At 45.7% G+C, this 15,696-nt stretch carries 9 protein-coding genes, 2 tRNA genes and 3 rRNA genes; 12 read left to right on the top strand and 2 right to left on the bottom strand.

All coding sequences use genetic code 11. The features are described 5' to 3' along the window. Window positions 1-146: 146 nt before the first annotated feature. Together ACOJRU_RS15065 and ACOJRU_RS15060 are read left to right on the top strand one after the other, a co-directional pair. Window positions 147-713 carry a shikimate kinase gene (locus tag ACOJRU_RS15065; RefSeq protein ID WP_421132549.1) on the top strand — a complete coding sequence of 189 codons (567 nt, stop codon included), beginning with the start codon at window positions 147-149 and terminating at the stop codon, window positions 711-713. 205 nt (window positions 714-918) lie between these two features. Then, a complete protein-coding gene (locus tag ACOJRU_RS15060; protein WP_421132548.1) occupies window positions 919-1,998 on the top strand; it encodes a GGDEF domain-containing protein in 1,080 nt (359 codons plus the stop codon). Here ACOJRU_RS15060 and ACOJRU_RS15055 read toward each other — a convergent pair. After that, the gene (locus ACOJRU_RS15055) at window positions 1,958-2,857 is read right to left on the bottom strand and encodes a LysR family transcriptional regulator (RefSeq protein ID WP_421132547.1); all 900 of its coding nucleotides are present in this window, start codon (window positions 2,855-2,857) and stop codon (window positions 1,958-1,960) included. The genes ACOJRU_RS15060 and ACOJRU_RS15055 overlap by 41 nt on opposite strands. A 103-nt stretch (window positions 2,858-2,960) precedes the next feature. Between ACOJRU_RS15055 and ACOJRU_RS15050 the strand changes: the two genes are divergently transcribed. From ACOJRU_RS15050 to ACOJRU_RS15040, 3 genes are read left to right on the top strand one after another with little or no spacing between them, the layout of a single operon-like run. Continuing rightward, entirely contained in the window at window positions 2,961-4,652 is a 1,692-nt protein-coding gene (locus ACOJRU_RS15050; RefSeq protein ID WP_421132546.1) for an ABC transporter transmembrane domain-containing protein, read from the top strand. Continuing rightward, window positions 4,653-5,696, top strand: coding sequence for an HlyD family secretion protein (locus ACOJRU_RS15045; protein WP_421132545.1), 1,044 nt, complete (start codon window positions 4,653-4,655; stop codon window positions 5,694-5,696). It abuts the gene before it with no gap. Window positions 5,697-5,713: 17 nt separating this feature from the next. Next, the gene (locus tag ACOJRU_RS15040) at window positions 5,714-7,123 is read left to right on the top strand and encodes a TolC family protein (RefSeq protein ID WP_421132544.1); all 1,410 of its coding nucleotides are present in this window, start codon (window positions 5,714-5,716) and stop codon (window positions 7,121-7,123) included. A gap of 107 nt (window positions 7,124-7,230) precedes the next feature. Here the strand turns inward: ACOJRU_RS15040 and ACOJRU_RS15035 are convergent, their stop codons facing one another. Then, window positions 7,231-8,043 (bottom strand): hypothetical protein, encoded by an 813-nt coding sequence (locus ACOJRU_RS15035; protein WP_421132543.1) that lies wholly within the window; start codon window positions 8,041-8,043, stop codon window positions 7,231-7,233. Between the two features lie 494 nt (window positions 8,044-8,537). Between ACOJRU_RS15035 and ACOJRU_RS15030 the strand changes: the two genes are divergently transcribed. The 7 genes from ACOJRU_RS15030 to ACOJRU_RS15000 all read left to right on the top strand — a co-directional run bounded on the left by ACOJRU_RS15030 (window position 8,538) and on the right by ACOJRU_RS15000 (window position 15,691). Continuing rightward, window positions 8,538-10,070, top strand: a 16S ribosomal RNA gene (locus ACOJRU_RS15030). A gap of 80 nt (window positions 10,071-10,150) precedes the next feature. Beyond that, window positions 10,151-10,226 (top strand) — tRNA-Ala (locus ACOJRU_RS15025). Between the two features lie 72 nt (window positions 10,227-10,298). Further along, window positions 10,299-10,375 (top strand) — tRNA-Ile (locus tag ACOJRU_RS15020). Window positions 10,376-10,831: 456 nt separating this feature from the next. Beyond that, window positions 10,832-13,710: ribosomal RNA gene (locus ACOJRU_RS15015) — 23S ribosomal RNA — on the top strand. A 134-nt stretch (window positions 13,711-13,844) separates the two neighbouring features. Next, window positions 13,845-13,960: ribosomal RNA gene (gene rrf, locus ACOJRU_RS15010) — 5S ribosomal RNA — on the top strand. Together the 16S, 23S and 5S rRNA genes with 2 tRNA genes alongside form the textbook arrangement of a ribosomal RNA operon. 191 nt (window positions 13,961-14,151) lie before the next feature. Then, window positions 14,152-15,144 (top strand): UDP-N-acetylmuramate dehydrogenase, encoded by a 993-nt coding sequence (gene murB, locus ACOJRU_RS15005; protein ID WP_421132542.1) that lies wholly within the window; start codon window positions 14,152-14,154, stop codon window positions 15,142-15,144. A 142-nt stretch (window positions 15,145-15,286) separates the two neighbouring features. After that, a complete protein-coding gene (locus ACOJRU_RS15000; RefSeq protein WP_421132541.1) occupies window positions 15,287-15,691 on the top strand; it encodes a VOC family protein in 405 nt (134 codons plus the stop codon). The last annotated feature ends 5 nt before the right edge of the window (window positions 15,692-15,696 follow it).

Here is a 15,696-nt window from a genome sequence, read left to right as displayed (position 1 = left end):
CGGCTGTTGGTTAAATAATGATCAAGCACTATCTGGGCCAAAAATAATTTACGTAGAATTTACAAATAATTAGTGTTTCTGGTTTTTTTTTGGTGACATGGAGTGTAAAAGTATCCGACACCATTTCCTTTTTTAAAGGACAGACGATGCGTACTGAAGATATAGCTTTTCTTGGCCCAATGAAGGTTGGGAAGTCGACAATCGCAAAGAACATAGCTGTTAAGGTTGATCGAGACGTTATTAGTATGGACAAGTTGAGGGAAAAATATTTTCCGCAACTTGGGCTAAATGAAAGAGACTACAATCGGCACAAAAGTACGATGAGCGAACTTGAGTTCTTCGAGTTCTGCCTTCGCTATGAAAAAGCATTCCTTACCATAGCGTTAGAAGAGTATGAAAACTGTATCTTCAACTTTGGTGGTGGTAATTTCATTAATTTTGATCAACGCGACAGTGTGCTACTACATGGTGTTAAGTCGATGAATTCATTCTTATTGCTCCCCTATGAAGACATCACTGACTCTTTGATGTTTCTTAATCGTCGATACTTTATCCAAACAGAGGGGGAGCGCTCGTTCTCACTAGCTGAGATTGAAATAAACAAAAGAATCATCGAATACCATCTTGAAAACAGTATCGCAAAATTTACTTTGTTTGTAGGAGAGAAAAGTGAGGCCGAGATAATGGATGAGGTCTTGTCATTAATCGAATAACTTCAACAGGCATGATTGATTGTTGGCTTTCAACTTTAGCCTAGTGTCAGGATTTCTAACACCTATGTTTTGGCTTTGAGTATCAGCTTTCGGCTTTCTAGCATTTTTGCGGTACTCTTCATTTGTAACAAATGTTGGTGGAGTATTATAAAAATCGCTATTCATAAGCTACCTTTAAAAGGTGTTTATGTAGTGTGGCGAATCGATGCCTTCTTTATACAAAACCTTTCCGCAATACGCTAAAGACAGTCGAGATTATTGGCGGGTTAAGCTTGTGTTTCACGCGCTTATTATATCTGCTGCTGTCTTTGCGTTTCTGTCTGTCGAGAATATTCTATTTTCGAAAGTCCCTAGTCTAATATGGCTAGACACCTTGGGGTGCTTATTTTCTGTTTTACTGTACTTATGGTTTCGGCGGTCGGGGAATATCGCATTAAGTGCGTGCTTAGTAACGTTACATATCACACTGCTTATCGTCATTTACCTGTGTATTAAACAAGGCAGTTCGCTGTCTATTTTGTGGGTAACCGTTATTCCGCCTCTGGCCTTCTTTTTGGTAGGGGGAGTGAACGGTGCCATTGTGTCCCTGCTGGCATTTTTCATTGCCGCGTATTTTGTGGTTGTACAAATTAATCAGCCGGTGGCAGTGCCGCTTACCTATACGGCCCTTAGCAATGTGGTTGAGGTGTTTCTTGTTTATTTGCTCATTTTTAAGTTTTACGAACGCACCCGAGAAGCAGGTTATGCACAAATAGAACAGCAGCATCAGAAGTTGGTCATGCTAGCGCGCACGGATGGGTTAACAGGCTTACTTAAACGCGAGACATTTGAAGAACAGTTCACCCATACAATGGCGCGTTATGCGTCGGTGCCTAATGTGTTGGTTGTCATGGATATAGATCATTTCAAACAGATAAATGATACCCAAGGCCATGCAGGTGGCGACAAAGTGCTGCAAACGTTTGCCGCGTTATTGCTTAAGAATATGCGCAAAACCGACATACTTGCACGATGGGGTGGGGAGGAGTTCATTGCATTACTCCCCAATACGTCACTACACGATGCCAATGAATTGGTAAATCGTTGGCGCGAATACTTTGAGAGTGAAAAGGTACAGCAACTAACGGTGTCGATGAGTGCAGGTATTGCCTTATGCAACCAAGGTGAAACGTTGAAGCCCATATTTGAGCGAGCTGATAAGGCACTTTATGAGGCCAAACGTAATGGCAGGAACCGCGTGGTGGTTAGCCATTCTCCCCCAACACCTGCCTCGATTGACGAATAATATCATCTGCAATGGCATGATCTGAATGTGCCTTTCCCGATATGGCATAGTATCGTTCACTTACACTGGGGGCTTCGCCAATACAATGCACTTGATATTGGGTTTCAACGTGCGGGGCAATAGCGGATGGGGCGCAAAATACGCCAAAGTTTTCACTTCCAAATAGTTTAAGCAACGCGCTGTCGTCAAATTCAGCTACGATAGTGGGAAACAGTTGCTCGGTCTCAAGCCAGCTGGCTAGCGACAAATGAATACCAGAGGTATCACCAGGAAAAAGCAAAGGCATATCATTTAGGCACTGCGGAAACGTTTGTTGTGGTGTAAGCGGCGTTTTGGCAAAGAAACTAATATGCGTTTCACCCAGAAAATAGCTATTTGCATTTACACGCGTGCCAGGAGCAATGCCTCTATCGGCTATAATGAAGTCGATAGCGTTAATCGCTAGTTCTTTAAGAAGCGCATCGAAGCTGTCTTCTTTTATTACATACTTCACGTTAGCGTGTTTGCGCATGGTGTGGTGCACAAAGTCGTAAAAAAGTACTTTAGGGATACCGTTAGTAATACCTATCACGAATTCTCGCGTAGTATGTTCATGCGATGTTTTCAGCAGTTCAGCGAGTTGACTGCCTTTTTGAAATATTTCACTGGCATATTGGTACGCAAGTTTCCCTTTTGCGTTAAGATACAAACGTTTGTTTATTCTGTCGAAAAGTGAATACCCAAGCTGGTTTTCAAACGTGCTTAGCTGCCCGCTAACGGTTTGGGGCGTAACGTGGAGTAACTTAGCCGCTTTCGCGACGCTACCCTCACGGCCAATGAGGTAAAAGTAATACAGGTGATGATAGTTTAAGTGATGCATAATCAGTTTTAATCGATGAAGTATGAAGAATATAACAGATTTATTCTTATTTTTGGCTCGATTATAGTACACATGTGGTTAATTAGTGTTTTAAGTAGGGATCATGGGAAAAACAATAGATTTAAAAGCAACCAAACGAACACTTTTTAAGTTATTAAAGCCAGAAGTAGGCTTTTTCTGGGTGGCCATTGCGTATGGCGTCGCCATCAGTTTTATGACGCTGGCAGTGCCTATAGCCGTTCAAACACTTATCAATAGTATTGCAAACATTGGCTCTACGCGGGCGGTGGTTATTCTTGCGTCTGTGTTATTTATGACGCTATTTGTGTCTGGTGTATTCAGCGCCCTAAGAATGCGCATCATGGAATATTACGAGCGTAAGGTATATGCGCGTCTTACCGCCGATTTAAGTTTAAAAACGATTATGGCGCCACACAGTTTTTTTGAGGGGCGGCAAAATATTACGCTTACCCAGCGTTATTTCGACATTATGACACTGCAAAAAAACATTCCTTCATTGATGATTGATGGTTTTGCGCTTATTTTGCAAATGCTGGTGGGCTTTACGTTGGTATCGTTTTATCACCCCGCATTGTTTGCCTTTAACTTGGTACTCATTTTAGTAATGTACGCAGTATGGAAAGTGTGGGGAAGGGGAGCGAAGCGCACGGCCATTCAGCTTTCTCATGCCAAGTATAATTCTGCTAAGTGGTTGCATGACATTGCCGGTGCGCATGAGTTTTTTAAGTCTGCCGACCATGTGGAGTATGCGGGGCGAAGTACCGAAGCCTTTATTAACGATTACATTCATAAACACAAGCGTCACTTTCACTACACTTTCTCTCAAGTGGTCATGTTTTTACTAATGTACGCTACCGCCAGTGCGGCATTGCTTGGTATTGGTGGCGTATTGGTGGTGCAAGGGCAATTGTCCATTGGGCAGCTAGTTGCTGCCGAGCTTATTATGTCAGCGGTATTTCTAGGGCTATCTCGCTTTACGCAATACCTTAAATTGTATTACGAGCTTTATGGTGCCGCAGAAAAGTTAGGTCACGCGCTTAGCATGCCGCAAGAACAGTTACACCGAGACTCTGAGCATGTGCCGGTGTCGTCTAAATTGGTATTTAATAATGTCGTGCTGTCTTACGAGGGAGATGCCTGTAAGTTAGATCTTGTTCTTGAGCCTGGTAGTCAGTATTTCGTTACTACCGGTAAAAATTGGGTTCAAAAGCAGCTTTTGGGGTACTTGAAGCAATACGAGCGAGTGCCGTCTGGCGACATCATGTTGGGCGACTTAAGCCTTAACGACTACGACACCCATGAATTAAGACAAGCGGTTACCATTCTAGACAGATCGCTTATTATCGAAGTGTCGCTTGAGCGTTACTTAAAGCTGGCGAAGCCAGAAGCCACCATTGCTGAAATACGTGCTGCATTAGATATGGTTGAGCTAACCGACGTAATAGATAGTTTACCTGAAGGTTTAGGAACGAAAGTGACGGTATTAGGTGCGCCATTACAACCGTTAGAGTTTTTACTGCTTAAATTAGCCGCTGCTATTATTGCGCAGCCTAAGGTGGTTATTATCAATCAACACTTCGATGCTATTCCCTACGCATTACGTGTTCGCTTGCTTGATAGGCTAAGTGCACAGCCGTTTACCATACTGTATTTTACCAATATTCCCTTACCTGAATGCTTTAGCGGGGTATTAAGCTTGTTCGACCATGCAGAGGCTACGCTTCACGAGCATGCACATACAAAAAGCGATACTAGCGTAAAGGAGGAGCGTTAAATGAATAATGCAGAGCGTCGTTTTTTAGACAATATTAGTTCGTTATCAGCACTCCGGGTTCCTAAAGTACACCGCGTAATTTGTGGCATTATTATATTTTTAGTTATTACGTGTGGTTTTGTGTTGTATTTTACGCCGTGGATCCAAACTGCCTATGGCACAGGCATGGTCGACTCGTTAGACCCAGAAGATCGTACGCAACCTATTAATGCGTTAGTCGATGGGCAAGTGAAAAAATGGCATGTACGAGAAGGTCAGCAAATAAAGGCTGGCGACCCCATCGTAACCCTCATTGATATAGATGCAGACAGGTTGGAAAAATTGCAGTCGCAATTGTCCGCAGCAAAACTCAAAAATGTGGCAAACGAAACTGCAGTAAAAAATGCTGAGAACAACCTTCAACGCCAAATCTCGCTTCAAGAAGAAGGGTTGGTGTCACGTAAAGAAGTTGAGCAAGCTCAAATTAAGGTACAAGAGCTACGCGCGAAAGCGGCGGCGTCGGTATCCGACATTAATGCCGTAAGTATGACATTGTCACGTCAGTCTACCCAGACAAAAGTAGCCCCGGTAGACGGCACCGTGGTTAGGCTGCTGTCTGGTGGTGTTTCAACGTTTGTGAATTCTGGTGATGTGTTGGGGCAATTTATTCCAGCCGACGCAAGACGCAGCGTGCGTGTAACCTTAAGAGGGTTAGATGCGCCACTGGTGAAACCAGGCGCAAAAGCCCGCCTTCAGTTTGAAGGGTGGCCTGTGTTTCAATTTAGTGGTTGGCCAGGCAGTGCTATTGGTACGTTTGGTGGTGAAGTGGTCTATGTTGAGCCCGTCGCCAACGCCATGGGCGACTTTCAAGTATGGATTAAACCCGACGAAAACGATGTACCGTGGCCCGCAGAAAGCTCTGCGCGTTTAGGCAGTAGAGTAAAAGCGTGGGTGCTACTTGAAGAAGTGCGCTTAGGCTATGAAATGTGGCGACAGCTTAACAACTTCCCACCTCAGCCTACATCGGAACCTCAAATGTCAAATACCTCGAGCCCATCATTATGATAATGAGGGAAATAAAAATGCGAGTTCGTTTGGCTTTTTTCGCGCTAGGTACTGTGTTATCGGCCAGTACTATAGCGCAAACACCAGCTGTGTTAACCGCGCCAACAATCGATGAATTTATTGAGAGTATGACGCAGTACCATCCTTATGTAATGGCCATTAACGAGGGAAACTACCAAGCGGCAGCTGAACTAGAAATTGCGCGAAGTAGCTTCGACCCTTTTATTGAGCAAAAAACTAATAGCAGAGTGAGCGGTTACTATGACGGTAGCAGCGCCGCGCAACGCTTTACAAAACCTATTGAAGATTTCAACGGCTCTCTCTTCACCGAGTATCGTATTGCCGACGGAGACTTTCCGTCGTATGAAGGCGGCTACGATACTTTGTCAGGAGGAGAGGCAAGTGTGGGTATGACACTCTCCTTACTACAAAATCGTGAGATAGATAAACGCCGAACCGAACTGAGAAATGCAGGATTAGCAAGTGCACAGTGGCGCGCACAAGCAACAAGCCTTATTAACGACTTTATCTACAAGGGCGTAGCCGAGTATATATCGTGGTATGAAAGCGCCTTGCAGGTTGAAGCGGTAAATGGACTACTTGCAAACGCGGCCGAGCGAGAGAAAGCGTTAACCACTCGGGTTGAAAAGGGCGATTTGGCCAAGGTGGTTCTCACCGAGTTTAGAGCCAACATATTACAGCAGCGTTTGCTGGTGGCTGAGTTAAAACAAAAGCGTGATGTGCATGCGCAAATGTTAGCGTTTTATTGGCGCACGCCTCAAGGCGACATGAAGCGGTTAAACGCCACTACACCACCTAAAGATTTGCATTGGCCTTTTTGGGTAGGAGGCACTGAGCTATCTACATTAAGGAAGGGTATTAATAACCATCCTGAGTTAAATGTAATGCGGTTAGAGCAAGAGGTGGTCGGCAATAAAGTAGACCTTGCCAATAATGCCTTGTTACCCAAGCTAGATATAAAAGCCTCGGTTGCCCGTGATATTGGCTCTGGTCCTAACACGCTTGAAGGCACCGAGAGCAAACTTGGCTTGTCGTTTTCCTATCCACTAGGAAACCGAAAAGCGAAAGCTGAACGCTCTCAGCTTACATCGAAACAAAGGGAATTAGCGCACAAGCTCGTGTCTACACAACAAGCCATTCAGCAGCGCTTTGAACAAGCCTATGTTTATTGGATACAAGCTAAGGACATTGCCGAGTTGCAAACCGAGAATGCGGCGCTAGCAAGAACCCTCTCTCGTGTCGAAAAAACACGCTTTGACGCAGGAGACAGCGATATGTTTATTCTGAATGCGCGAGCGCAAAGCGAAATTAGAGCGCAAATGAAAGAAATTAAAGCGCGGGTGGATTTGTTAAAAGCTGAGTTAAGGCTTTATCGAGAAGCCGCAATGCTATACACCGCGAACTAAACATAAAAAAAAGCGCTACGTTTAAACGTAGCGCTTTTTATGATTTGCTAGTAACTTCATTCATATAACAACGCTAACAAGAGCCGTGCCCTGTAAGCCTTGCCTTACTAATTATCTATAGCGCTGGTAAACTCGGTTTCGGTCATACCAGCCGATAACGCATACTCTTTAAGTTTTACGTCATTTACACCTGCGTGGTGAGCGGTATTTAATATGCGGATAACCTGCTCGCGCTGTGTCGACGACTCCCGTACCGCGGTTTCTACTACCATTTCGGCATCGTTAGGGAATATTGCAAGTAGGGCATCTACCACATATTCGCCAACAAACGGCACGGCATTGAGCGCGCTAGTCATTATCTCAACGATTTTATTAGGGTGTTCTTTCGATAAAATCTGCACAATACTGTCGGCAGAGTCAGGCTGGGTTAATACTGCAACACGAACAATCTCATCCAAGTCTTCAGGTGTAGCATTTGCGGCAGCCTGAACAACGAAGTCGACATAAGTAGGTTCTGCCCTAATTGCGATTTGCACTATGCTTGGACAAGAGCTTACTTCTTTCTCTATCGCCAGCTTAACAATTTCTTCTGTAGAAGAAGGCTGCGCTGAAACGGCGGCAAAAATGATCTCGCGATATTTATCAGGGTACGTATCAAGTGCGATATCGACAATAGAGACAACTTCTTGCGGATAATGGCCAGAAATAGAACGTATCGCTCTACCTACTGACATAGAACTATCGACCTGACGCTTTAAAAAAGAAGTTTGAAACGCGTGACTCTTTGCATCTTGCTGAGTACTACTTGCTAGATTCCTTTCTGGTGTAACTGTTTCCTCATTTGCAGTTTGTGCATTTACTAAAGCGCTTACGCTTAGCACAGGAAGCACTGCGAACAAAAATGAAAGCCTACGAAACATATAACCACCTTATAATTATTATGTAATGCAAAAAATACCTACCACAGAATTGCAGCGCTTTTGCCCTTACACTTTATAGGATATAACCACCCATCCTATTAGTAATTAGTCCTAATTGTCTACTAATTACCACATTTGACTGAAAAATAACCATTCAGTTCAAATTAATCAACTTTTTAAGGTATAGCGCTTGACCTTTAGTTATATATCCCTACAATGCGCATCCGCTTCGACAGGAAAACAAATATTGTTAACCAGTCATAAGCAAGTCGGTACTAACGCTAAAGCGCAGTGCTGGCAAGGTTTCAAGAGACACGCTCTAGAAAATAAATTTTCAAAAAGTGTTGACACAGAAATCGAATCGCGTAGAATGCGCGCCTCGCTTCGAGATGAAGCAGCCGGAAACGGCAACGTTCTTTAACAATTTATAACAAGACAATCTGTGTGGGTACTCATTGAGAGTATCTATACGACGATTCATAATTCGATATATTTAATTGAAGAGTTTGATCATGGCTCAGATTGAACGCTGGCGGCAGGCCTAACACATGCAAGTCGAACGGTAACATTTCTAGCTTGCTAGAAGATGACGAGTGGCGGACGGGTGAGTAATGCTTGGGAACTTGCCTTTGCGAGGGGGATAACAGTTGGAAACGACTGCTAATACCGCATAATGTCTTCGGACCAAACGGGGCTTAGGCTCCGGCGCAAAGAGAGGCCCAAGTGAGATTAGCTAGTTGGTAAGGTAAAGGCTTACCAAGGCAACGATCTCTAGCTGTTCTGAGAGGAAGATCAGCCACACTGGGACTGAGACACGGCCCAGACTCCTACGGGAGGCAGCAGTGGGGAATATTGCACAATGGGCGAAAGCCTGATGCAGCCATGCCGCGTGTGTGAAGAAGGCCTTCGGGTTGTAAAGCACTTTCAGTTGTGAGGAAAAGTTAGTAGTTAATACCTGCTAGCCGTGACGTTAACAACAGAAGAAGCACCGGCTAACTCCGTGCCAGCAGCCGCGGTAATACGGAGGGTGCGAGCGTTAATCGGAATTACTGGGCGTAAAGCGCACGCAGGCGGTTTGTTAAGCTAGATGTGAAAGCCCCGAGCTCAACTTGGGATGGTCATTTAGAACTGGCAGACTAGAGTCTTGGAGAGGGGAGTGGAATTCCAGGTGTAGCGGTGAAATGCGTAGATATCTGGAGGAACATCAGTGGCGAAGGCGACTCCCTGGCCAAAGACTGACGCTCATGTGCGAAAGTGTGGGTAGCGAACAGGATTAGATACCCTGGTAGTCCACACCGTAAACGCTGTCTACTAGCTGTTTGTGGCTTTAAGCCGTGAGTAGCGAAGCTAACGCGATAAGTAGACCGCCTGGGGAGTACGGCCGCAAGGTTAAAACTCAAATGAATTGACGGGGGCCCGCACAAGCGGTGGAGCATGTGGTTTAATTCGATGCAACGCGAAGAACCTTACCTACACTTGACATGCAGAGAAGTTACTAGAGATAGTTTCGTGCCTTCGGGAACTCTGACACAGGTGCTGCATGGCTGTCGTCAGCTCGTGTCGTGAGATGTTGGGTTAAGTCCCGCAACGAGCGCAACCCTTGTCCTTAGTTGCCAGCATTAAGTTGGGCACTCTAAGGAGACTGCCGGTGACAAACCGGAGGAAGGTGGGGACGACGTCAAGTCATCATGGCCCTTACGTGTAGGGCTACACACGTGCTACAATGGCATTTACAGAGGGAAGCGAGACAGTGATGTGGAGCGGACCCCTTAAAGAATGTCGTAGTCCGGATTGGAGTCTGCAACTCGACTCCATGAAGTCGGAATCGCTAGTAATCGCAGGTCAGAATACTGCGGTGAATACGTTCCCGGGCCTTGTACACACCGCCCGTCACACCATGGGAGTGGGATGCAAAAGAAGTAGTTAGTCTAACCTTCGGGAGGACGATTACCACTTTGTGTTTCATGACTGGGGTGAAGTCGTAACAAGGTAACCCTAGGGGAACCTGGGGTTGGATCACCTCCTTACTATTACGTCATTAGTTCTCTTGATGTAGTGCCTACACAGATAGTCTTGTTATAGAAAATAAAGAACGACACAAGTTTATGGGGCTATAGCTCAGCTGGGAGAGCGCCTGCCTTGCACGCAGGAGGTCAGCAGTTCGATCCTGCTTAGCTCCACCATCAACTTGAATCTGAGCTTGAATAAGCGAAGTGACTGAATAAGCGAAGTGACTGAATAAGCGAAGTGACTGAAGGCTTGTAGCTCAGCTGGTTAGAGCGCACCCCTGATAAGGGTGAGGTCGGCAGTTCAAGTCTGCCCAAGCCTACCATTTTCCTTTACTTGCGTTGCAAGTAGTCGTGAAAAAGCCGCTTAAACGGAAGCAAAGCTCCCTGACGGTTTTTCTACTCGCTAAAGTAAGCGGTAGTCATGGCGAAGATGGAGACTGGTTTTGTGTCACATGAAAGTGAAATCCTAATGAATATTTACTGTTTTTAGTAAGCATTGATTAGGGTTTTTTACCCTAAAGATGAAAGTACTGCGTTTGCAGGACTCATCGAATGTTCTTTAACAATTTGGAAAGCTGATATTAATAGTAATCAATCAAAAGAGTAATTGAGATGTCGAAAGACGCACTTTTTACTCTACTTGACTTGAATTGCTTGTTATCAACATTGATTGATAGCAAGGCAATTCTTCCGATTAGCTTGTCATGCATACAACATTACCCTTGTCCGATTTCAAAAGGCGGACATGAGGCCAAACTCAAGGCTTTTTAGGGTTGTATGGTTAAGTGACTAAGCGTATACGGTGGATGCCTTGGCAGTTAGAGGCGATGAAGGACGTGTAAGTCTGCGTTAAGCTGTGGTGAGCCGACAAAATGCATTTGAGCCACAGATGTCCGAATGGGGAAACCCACCTGTTTACAGGTATCGTTACATGAATACATAGTGTAACGAGGCGAACGAGGGGAACTGAAACATCTAAGTACCCTTAGGAAAAGAAATCAACCGAGATTCCCCTAGTAGCGGCGAGCGAACGGGGAGCAGCCCTTAAGCTGTTTAGTGTGTAGTGGAATCCTTTGGGAAGAGGAGCGATACAGGGTGATAGCCCCGTACACGAAGCGTGCTTTACAGTGAAATCGAGTAGGTCGGGACACGTGTTATCTTGACTGAATATGGGGGGACCATCCTCCAAGGCTAAATACTCCTAACTGACCGATAGTGAACCAGTACCGTGAGGGAAAGGCGAAAAGAACCCCTGTGAGGGGAGTGAAATAGAACCTGAAACCGTATACGTACAAGCAGTGGGAGCACCTTCGTGGTGTGACTGCGTACCTTTTGTATAATGGGTCAGCGACTTATATTTAGTAGCAAGGTTAAGCGAATAGCGGAGCCGTAGCGAAAGCGAGTGTTAACTGCGCGTTTAGTTGCTAGGTATAGACCCGAAACCCGGTGATCTAGCCATGGGCAGGTTGAAGGTTGAGTAACATCAACTGGAGGACCGAACCGACTAACGTTGAAAAGTTAGCGGATGACTTGTGGCTGGGGGTGAAAGGCCAATCAAACCGGGAGATAGCTGGTTCTCCCCGAAATCTATTTAGGTAGAGCCTCGGACGAATTCCATTGGGGGTAGAGCACTGTTAAGGCTAGGGGGTCATCCCGACTTACCAACCCTTTGCAAACTCCGAATACCAATGAGAACTATCCGGGAGACACACGGCGGGTGCTAACGTCCGTCGTGGAGAGGGAAACAACCCAGACCGCCAGCTAAGGTCCCAAAATATTGCTAAGTGGGAAACGATGTGGGAAGGCCTAGACAGCTAGGAGGTTGGCTTAGAAGCAGCCACCCTTTAAAGAAAGCGTAATAGCTCACTAGTCGAGTCGGCCTGCGCGGAAGATGTAACGGGGCTAAGCAATATACCGAAGCTGCGGCAGCACAGTTTACTGTGCTGGGTAGGGGAGCGTTGTGTAAGTGGATGAAGGTGAGTTGTAAAGCTTGCTGGACATATCACAAGTGCGAATGCTGACATGAGTAACGATAATGGGGGTGAAAAACCCCCACGCCGGAAGACCAAGGTTTCCTGTCCCATGCTAATCAGGGCAGGGTAAGTCGGCCCCTAAGGCGAGGCAGAAATGCGTAGTCGATGGGAAACGGATTAATATTTCCGTACTTATATAATCAGTGATGGAGGGACGGAGAAGGCTAGGCAAGCTTGGCGATGGTTGTCCAAGTGAAAGCGAGTAGGCCGAGAACTTAGGTAAATCCGGGTTCTTAAAGCTGAGACGCGAGACGAGCTACTAAGGTAGCGAAGTTGTTGATGCCCTGCTTCCAGGAAAAGCTTCTAAACTTATGATTATGTGAACCGTACCCCAAACCGACACAGGTGGTCAGGTAGAGAATACTAAGGCGCTTGAGAGAACTCGGGTGAAGGAACTCGGCAAAATTGTACCGTAACTTCGGGAGAAGGTACGCCCCTGTTTGTTAAGCCCTTGCGGTGGAAGCAGATGGGGGTCGCAGTGACCAGGTGGCTGGGACTGTTTATTAAAAACACAGCACTCTGCAAACTCGTAAGAGGACGTATAGGGTGTGACACCTGCCCGGTGCCGGAAGGTTAATTGATGGGGTTAGCGTAAGCGAAGCTCTTGATCGAAGCCCCGGTAAACGGCGGCCGTAACTATAACGGTCCTAAGGTAGCGAAATTCCTTGTCGGGTAAGTTCCGACCTGCACGAATGGTGTAACCATGGCCACGCTGTCTCCACCCGAGACTCAGTGAAATTGAAATCGCAGTGAAGATGCTGTGTACCCGCACCTAGACGGAAAGACCCCGTGAACCTTTACTACAGCTTGGCACTGAACATTGAACCTACATGTGTAGGATAGGTGGGAGGCTTCGAAGCACAGTCGCTAGATTGTGTGGAGCCGTCCTTGAAATACCACCCTTGTATGTTTGATGTTCTAACATTGGTCCCTTATCGGGATTGTGGACAGTGTCTGGTGGGTAGTTTGACTGGGGCGGTCTCCTCCCAAATAGTAACGGAGGAGCACGAAGGTTAGCTAATCACGGTCGGACATCGTGAGGTTAGTGCAATGGCATAAGCTAGCTTAACTGCGAGACAGACACGTCGAGCAGGTACGAAAGTAGGTCATAGTGATCCGGTGGTTCTGTATGGAAGGGCCATCGCTCAACGGATAAAAGGTACTCCGGGGATAACAGGCTGATACCGCCCAAGAGTTCATATCGACGGCGGTGTTTGGCACCTCGATGTCGGCTCATCACATCCTGGGGCTGAAGTCGGTCCCAAGGGTATGGCTGTTCGCCATTTAAAGTGGTACGCGAGCTGGGTTTAGAACGTCGTGAGACAGTTCGGTCCCTATCTGGTGTGGGCGTTGGATGATTGATGGGAGCTGCTCCTAGTACGAGAGGACCGGAGTGGACGAACCGCTGGTGTTCGGGTTGTCATGCCAATGGCATTGCCCGGTAGCTACGTTCGGAACGGATAACCGCTGAAAGCATCTAAGCGGGAAGCCGGCCCAAAGATGAGTCATCCCTGACTTTTAAAGTCCGGAAGGGTTGTTAAAGACGATGACGTTGATAGGCAGGGTGTGGAAGCGTTGTAAGGCGTTAAGCTAACCTGTACTAATTACCCGAGAGGCTTAACCATACAACACCCAAGAAGCTTTAGGCTATGTGGTGTTGAGATTGACAAGCTTATAAAGAATAAAGCAAGTAGAGTGAAAAGTAGATTACTCTTGATTGCATTGATATCAGATTTCCTAAATTGTTAACCAGTTTTTTCCTGGCAGCCATAGCGATACGGTACCACCTGATCCCATTCCGAACTCAGAAGTGAAACGTATTAGCGCCGATGGTAGTGTGGGGTTTCCCCATGTGAGAGTAGGACACTGCCAGGTCCCATTCAAAAAAGCCCCTGTCTAACGACAGGGGCTTTTTTACTTTATGCACTAAAAAATAATGGGTTTAAAACACATTTACTGTCTTCTTAGATAACAGCGCCTCCGCTAATTTGCTTCTTAATTCGCTTTTCATTCAACGTTCATTCCCCTACCATTACCGCCACTGTCATTTGCACTAATAATGAGATATGCCTTCTTTACAGCCTTATAGTACTTTCGGTCTTCAAACTGCCTGTCAATCTGTGGTTAGCTTTTCTTCTGCTGATGAATTTATTGATGCTTATCGCAAGCACCCTATTAATTACATTGTAGGGGGAGGCAGTAATTCTATCTTTCTTGAAGACTTTAACGGTACTTTACTGGTCAATAATATTAAAGGTGTCAGCCACTTTGATGATGATAAACATCACTACATTAGTGCTGGTGCAGGCGAAAATTGGCACGACTTAGTGACGATGTGCATGCAGAACGGTTGGTATGGCTTCGAAAACTTGGCGCTTATTCCTGGTTCTGTTGGTGCAGCCCCTATTCAAAATATTGGTGCTTATGGCCGCGAAATAAATGCTTTCATTGAATCTGTCGTGGCTGTCATCATTGACACTGGCGAACAGGCCCGTTTAACCGTAGATGATTGTCAGTTTGGTTATCGTGACAGTATCTTTAAGCATGACTTGGCAGGTAAAGCGCTTATAACCCAAGTTAATTTTGTATTGCCTAAACACTATTCGCTGGCTACGTCATACGGTGAACTCGCCGCATTAACAAATCCGTCTGCACTTGATGTATATAACAAAGTAATTGAAATTCGACAAAGTAAGTTACCTGATCCAGCAAAGCTCGGTAATGCAGGCAGCTTCTTTAAAAACCCAGTAATAACAAAAGTGTATTTTGATACGCTAATCTCACAATTTAACGACATGCCGGGTTATGTTGTGTCTCCCACGCTTATGAAAGTCCCCGCGGCGTGGTTAATTGACCAGACGGGTTTCAAAGGTCAATCAATAAATGGGGTACGCTGTCATCCTACTCAGCCGCTTGTGTTAACCAATCTGGGTAATGCGTCAGGCGATGATGTGCGCGCTATGGCCAGTAACATCATTACTGCCGTTAGCAGCACATTTGGAATATCGCTTGAGCCCGAAGTTCGCTTGGTTGGTAGCCAAGGTCTAGTCTCTCTATAATAATAAGCCCTTACATTAAAGGGCTTAACGTTTATTACGCTATGCATCACCTTTCTTATTGTCGTTATCCACAGTAACGATCATCACTTGGCAAACAAATTGCTGCTGACGAGTAGACTATCTCTAGTGAGCTGCGCCCATCATGCCAAAAACCATCCACCATATTAATATTCTTGTCGATGATATCGAAAAAGCATCCGCGTCTTTTAGCCGCTTTTTAGATGTTGACCCAATTATAGAATCGCTTCCTATTAGACAGGCCATATCAGCACGTTTTGATTGCAACGGCATATGGTTGGTGTTGGTGAGCCCGTTAACCGCGCTGTCACCCCTCACACAGATAATAGAAACACGGGGAGAGGGAGTATTTTTGCTCTCATTCGAATCGACGGATATTGATGCGGACCTCGAGCGTTTAACACGCGATAGTATTGCGTTTTCAGACTCAGAAAAACGAAAGGGCGCCGATGATTGGGAAGTGCAAGATATTCGCCTGCCTTATTGCCTCGATGTAGTACTTCAACTGTGCCAAAGTATTTCAAAATGAAATAA

It is taken from the genome of Alteromonas algae (assembly GCF_049117195.1).
Lineage (GTDB): Bacteria > Pseudomonadota > Gammaproteobacteria > Enterobacterales > Alteromonadaceae > Alteromonas.
This window is presented reverse-complemented; position numbering and strand designations above follow the sequence as displayed.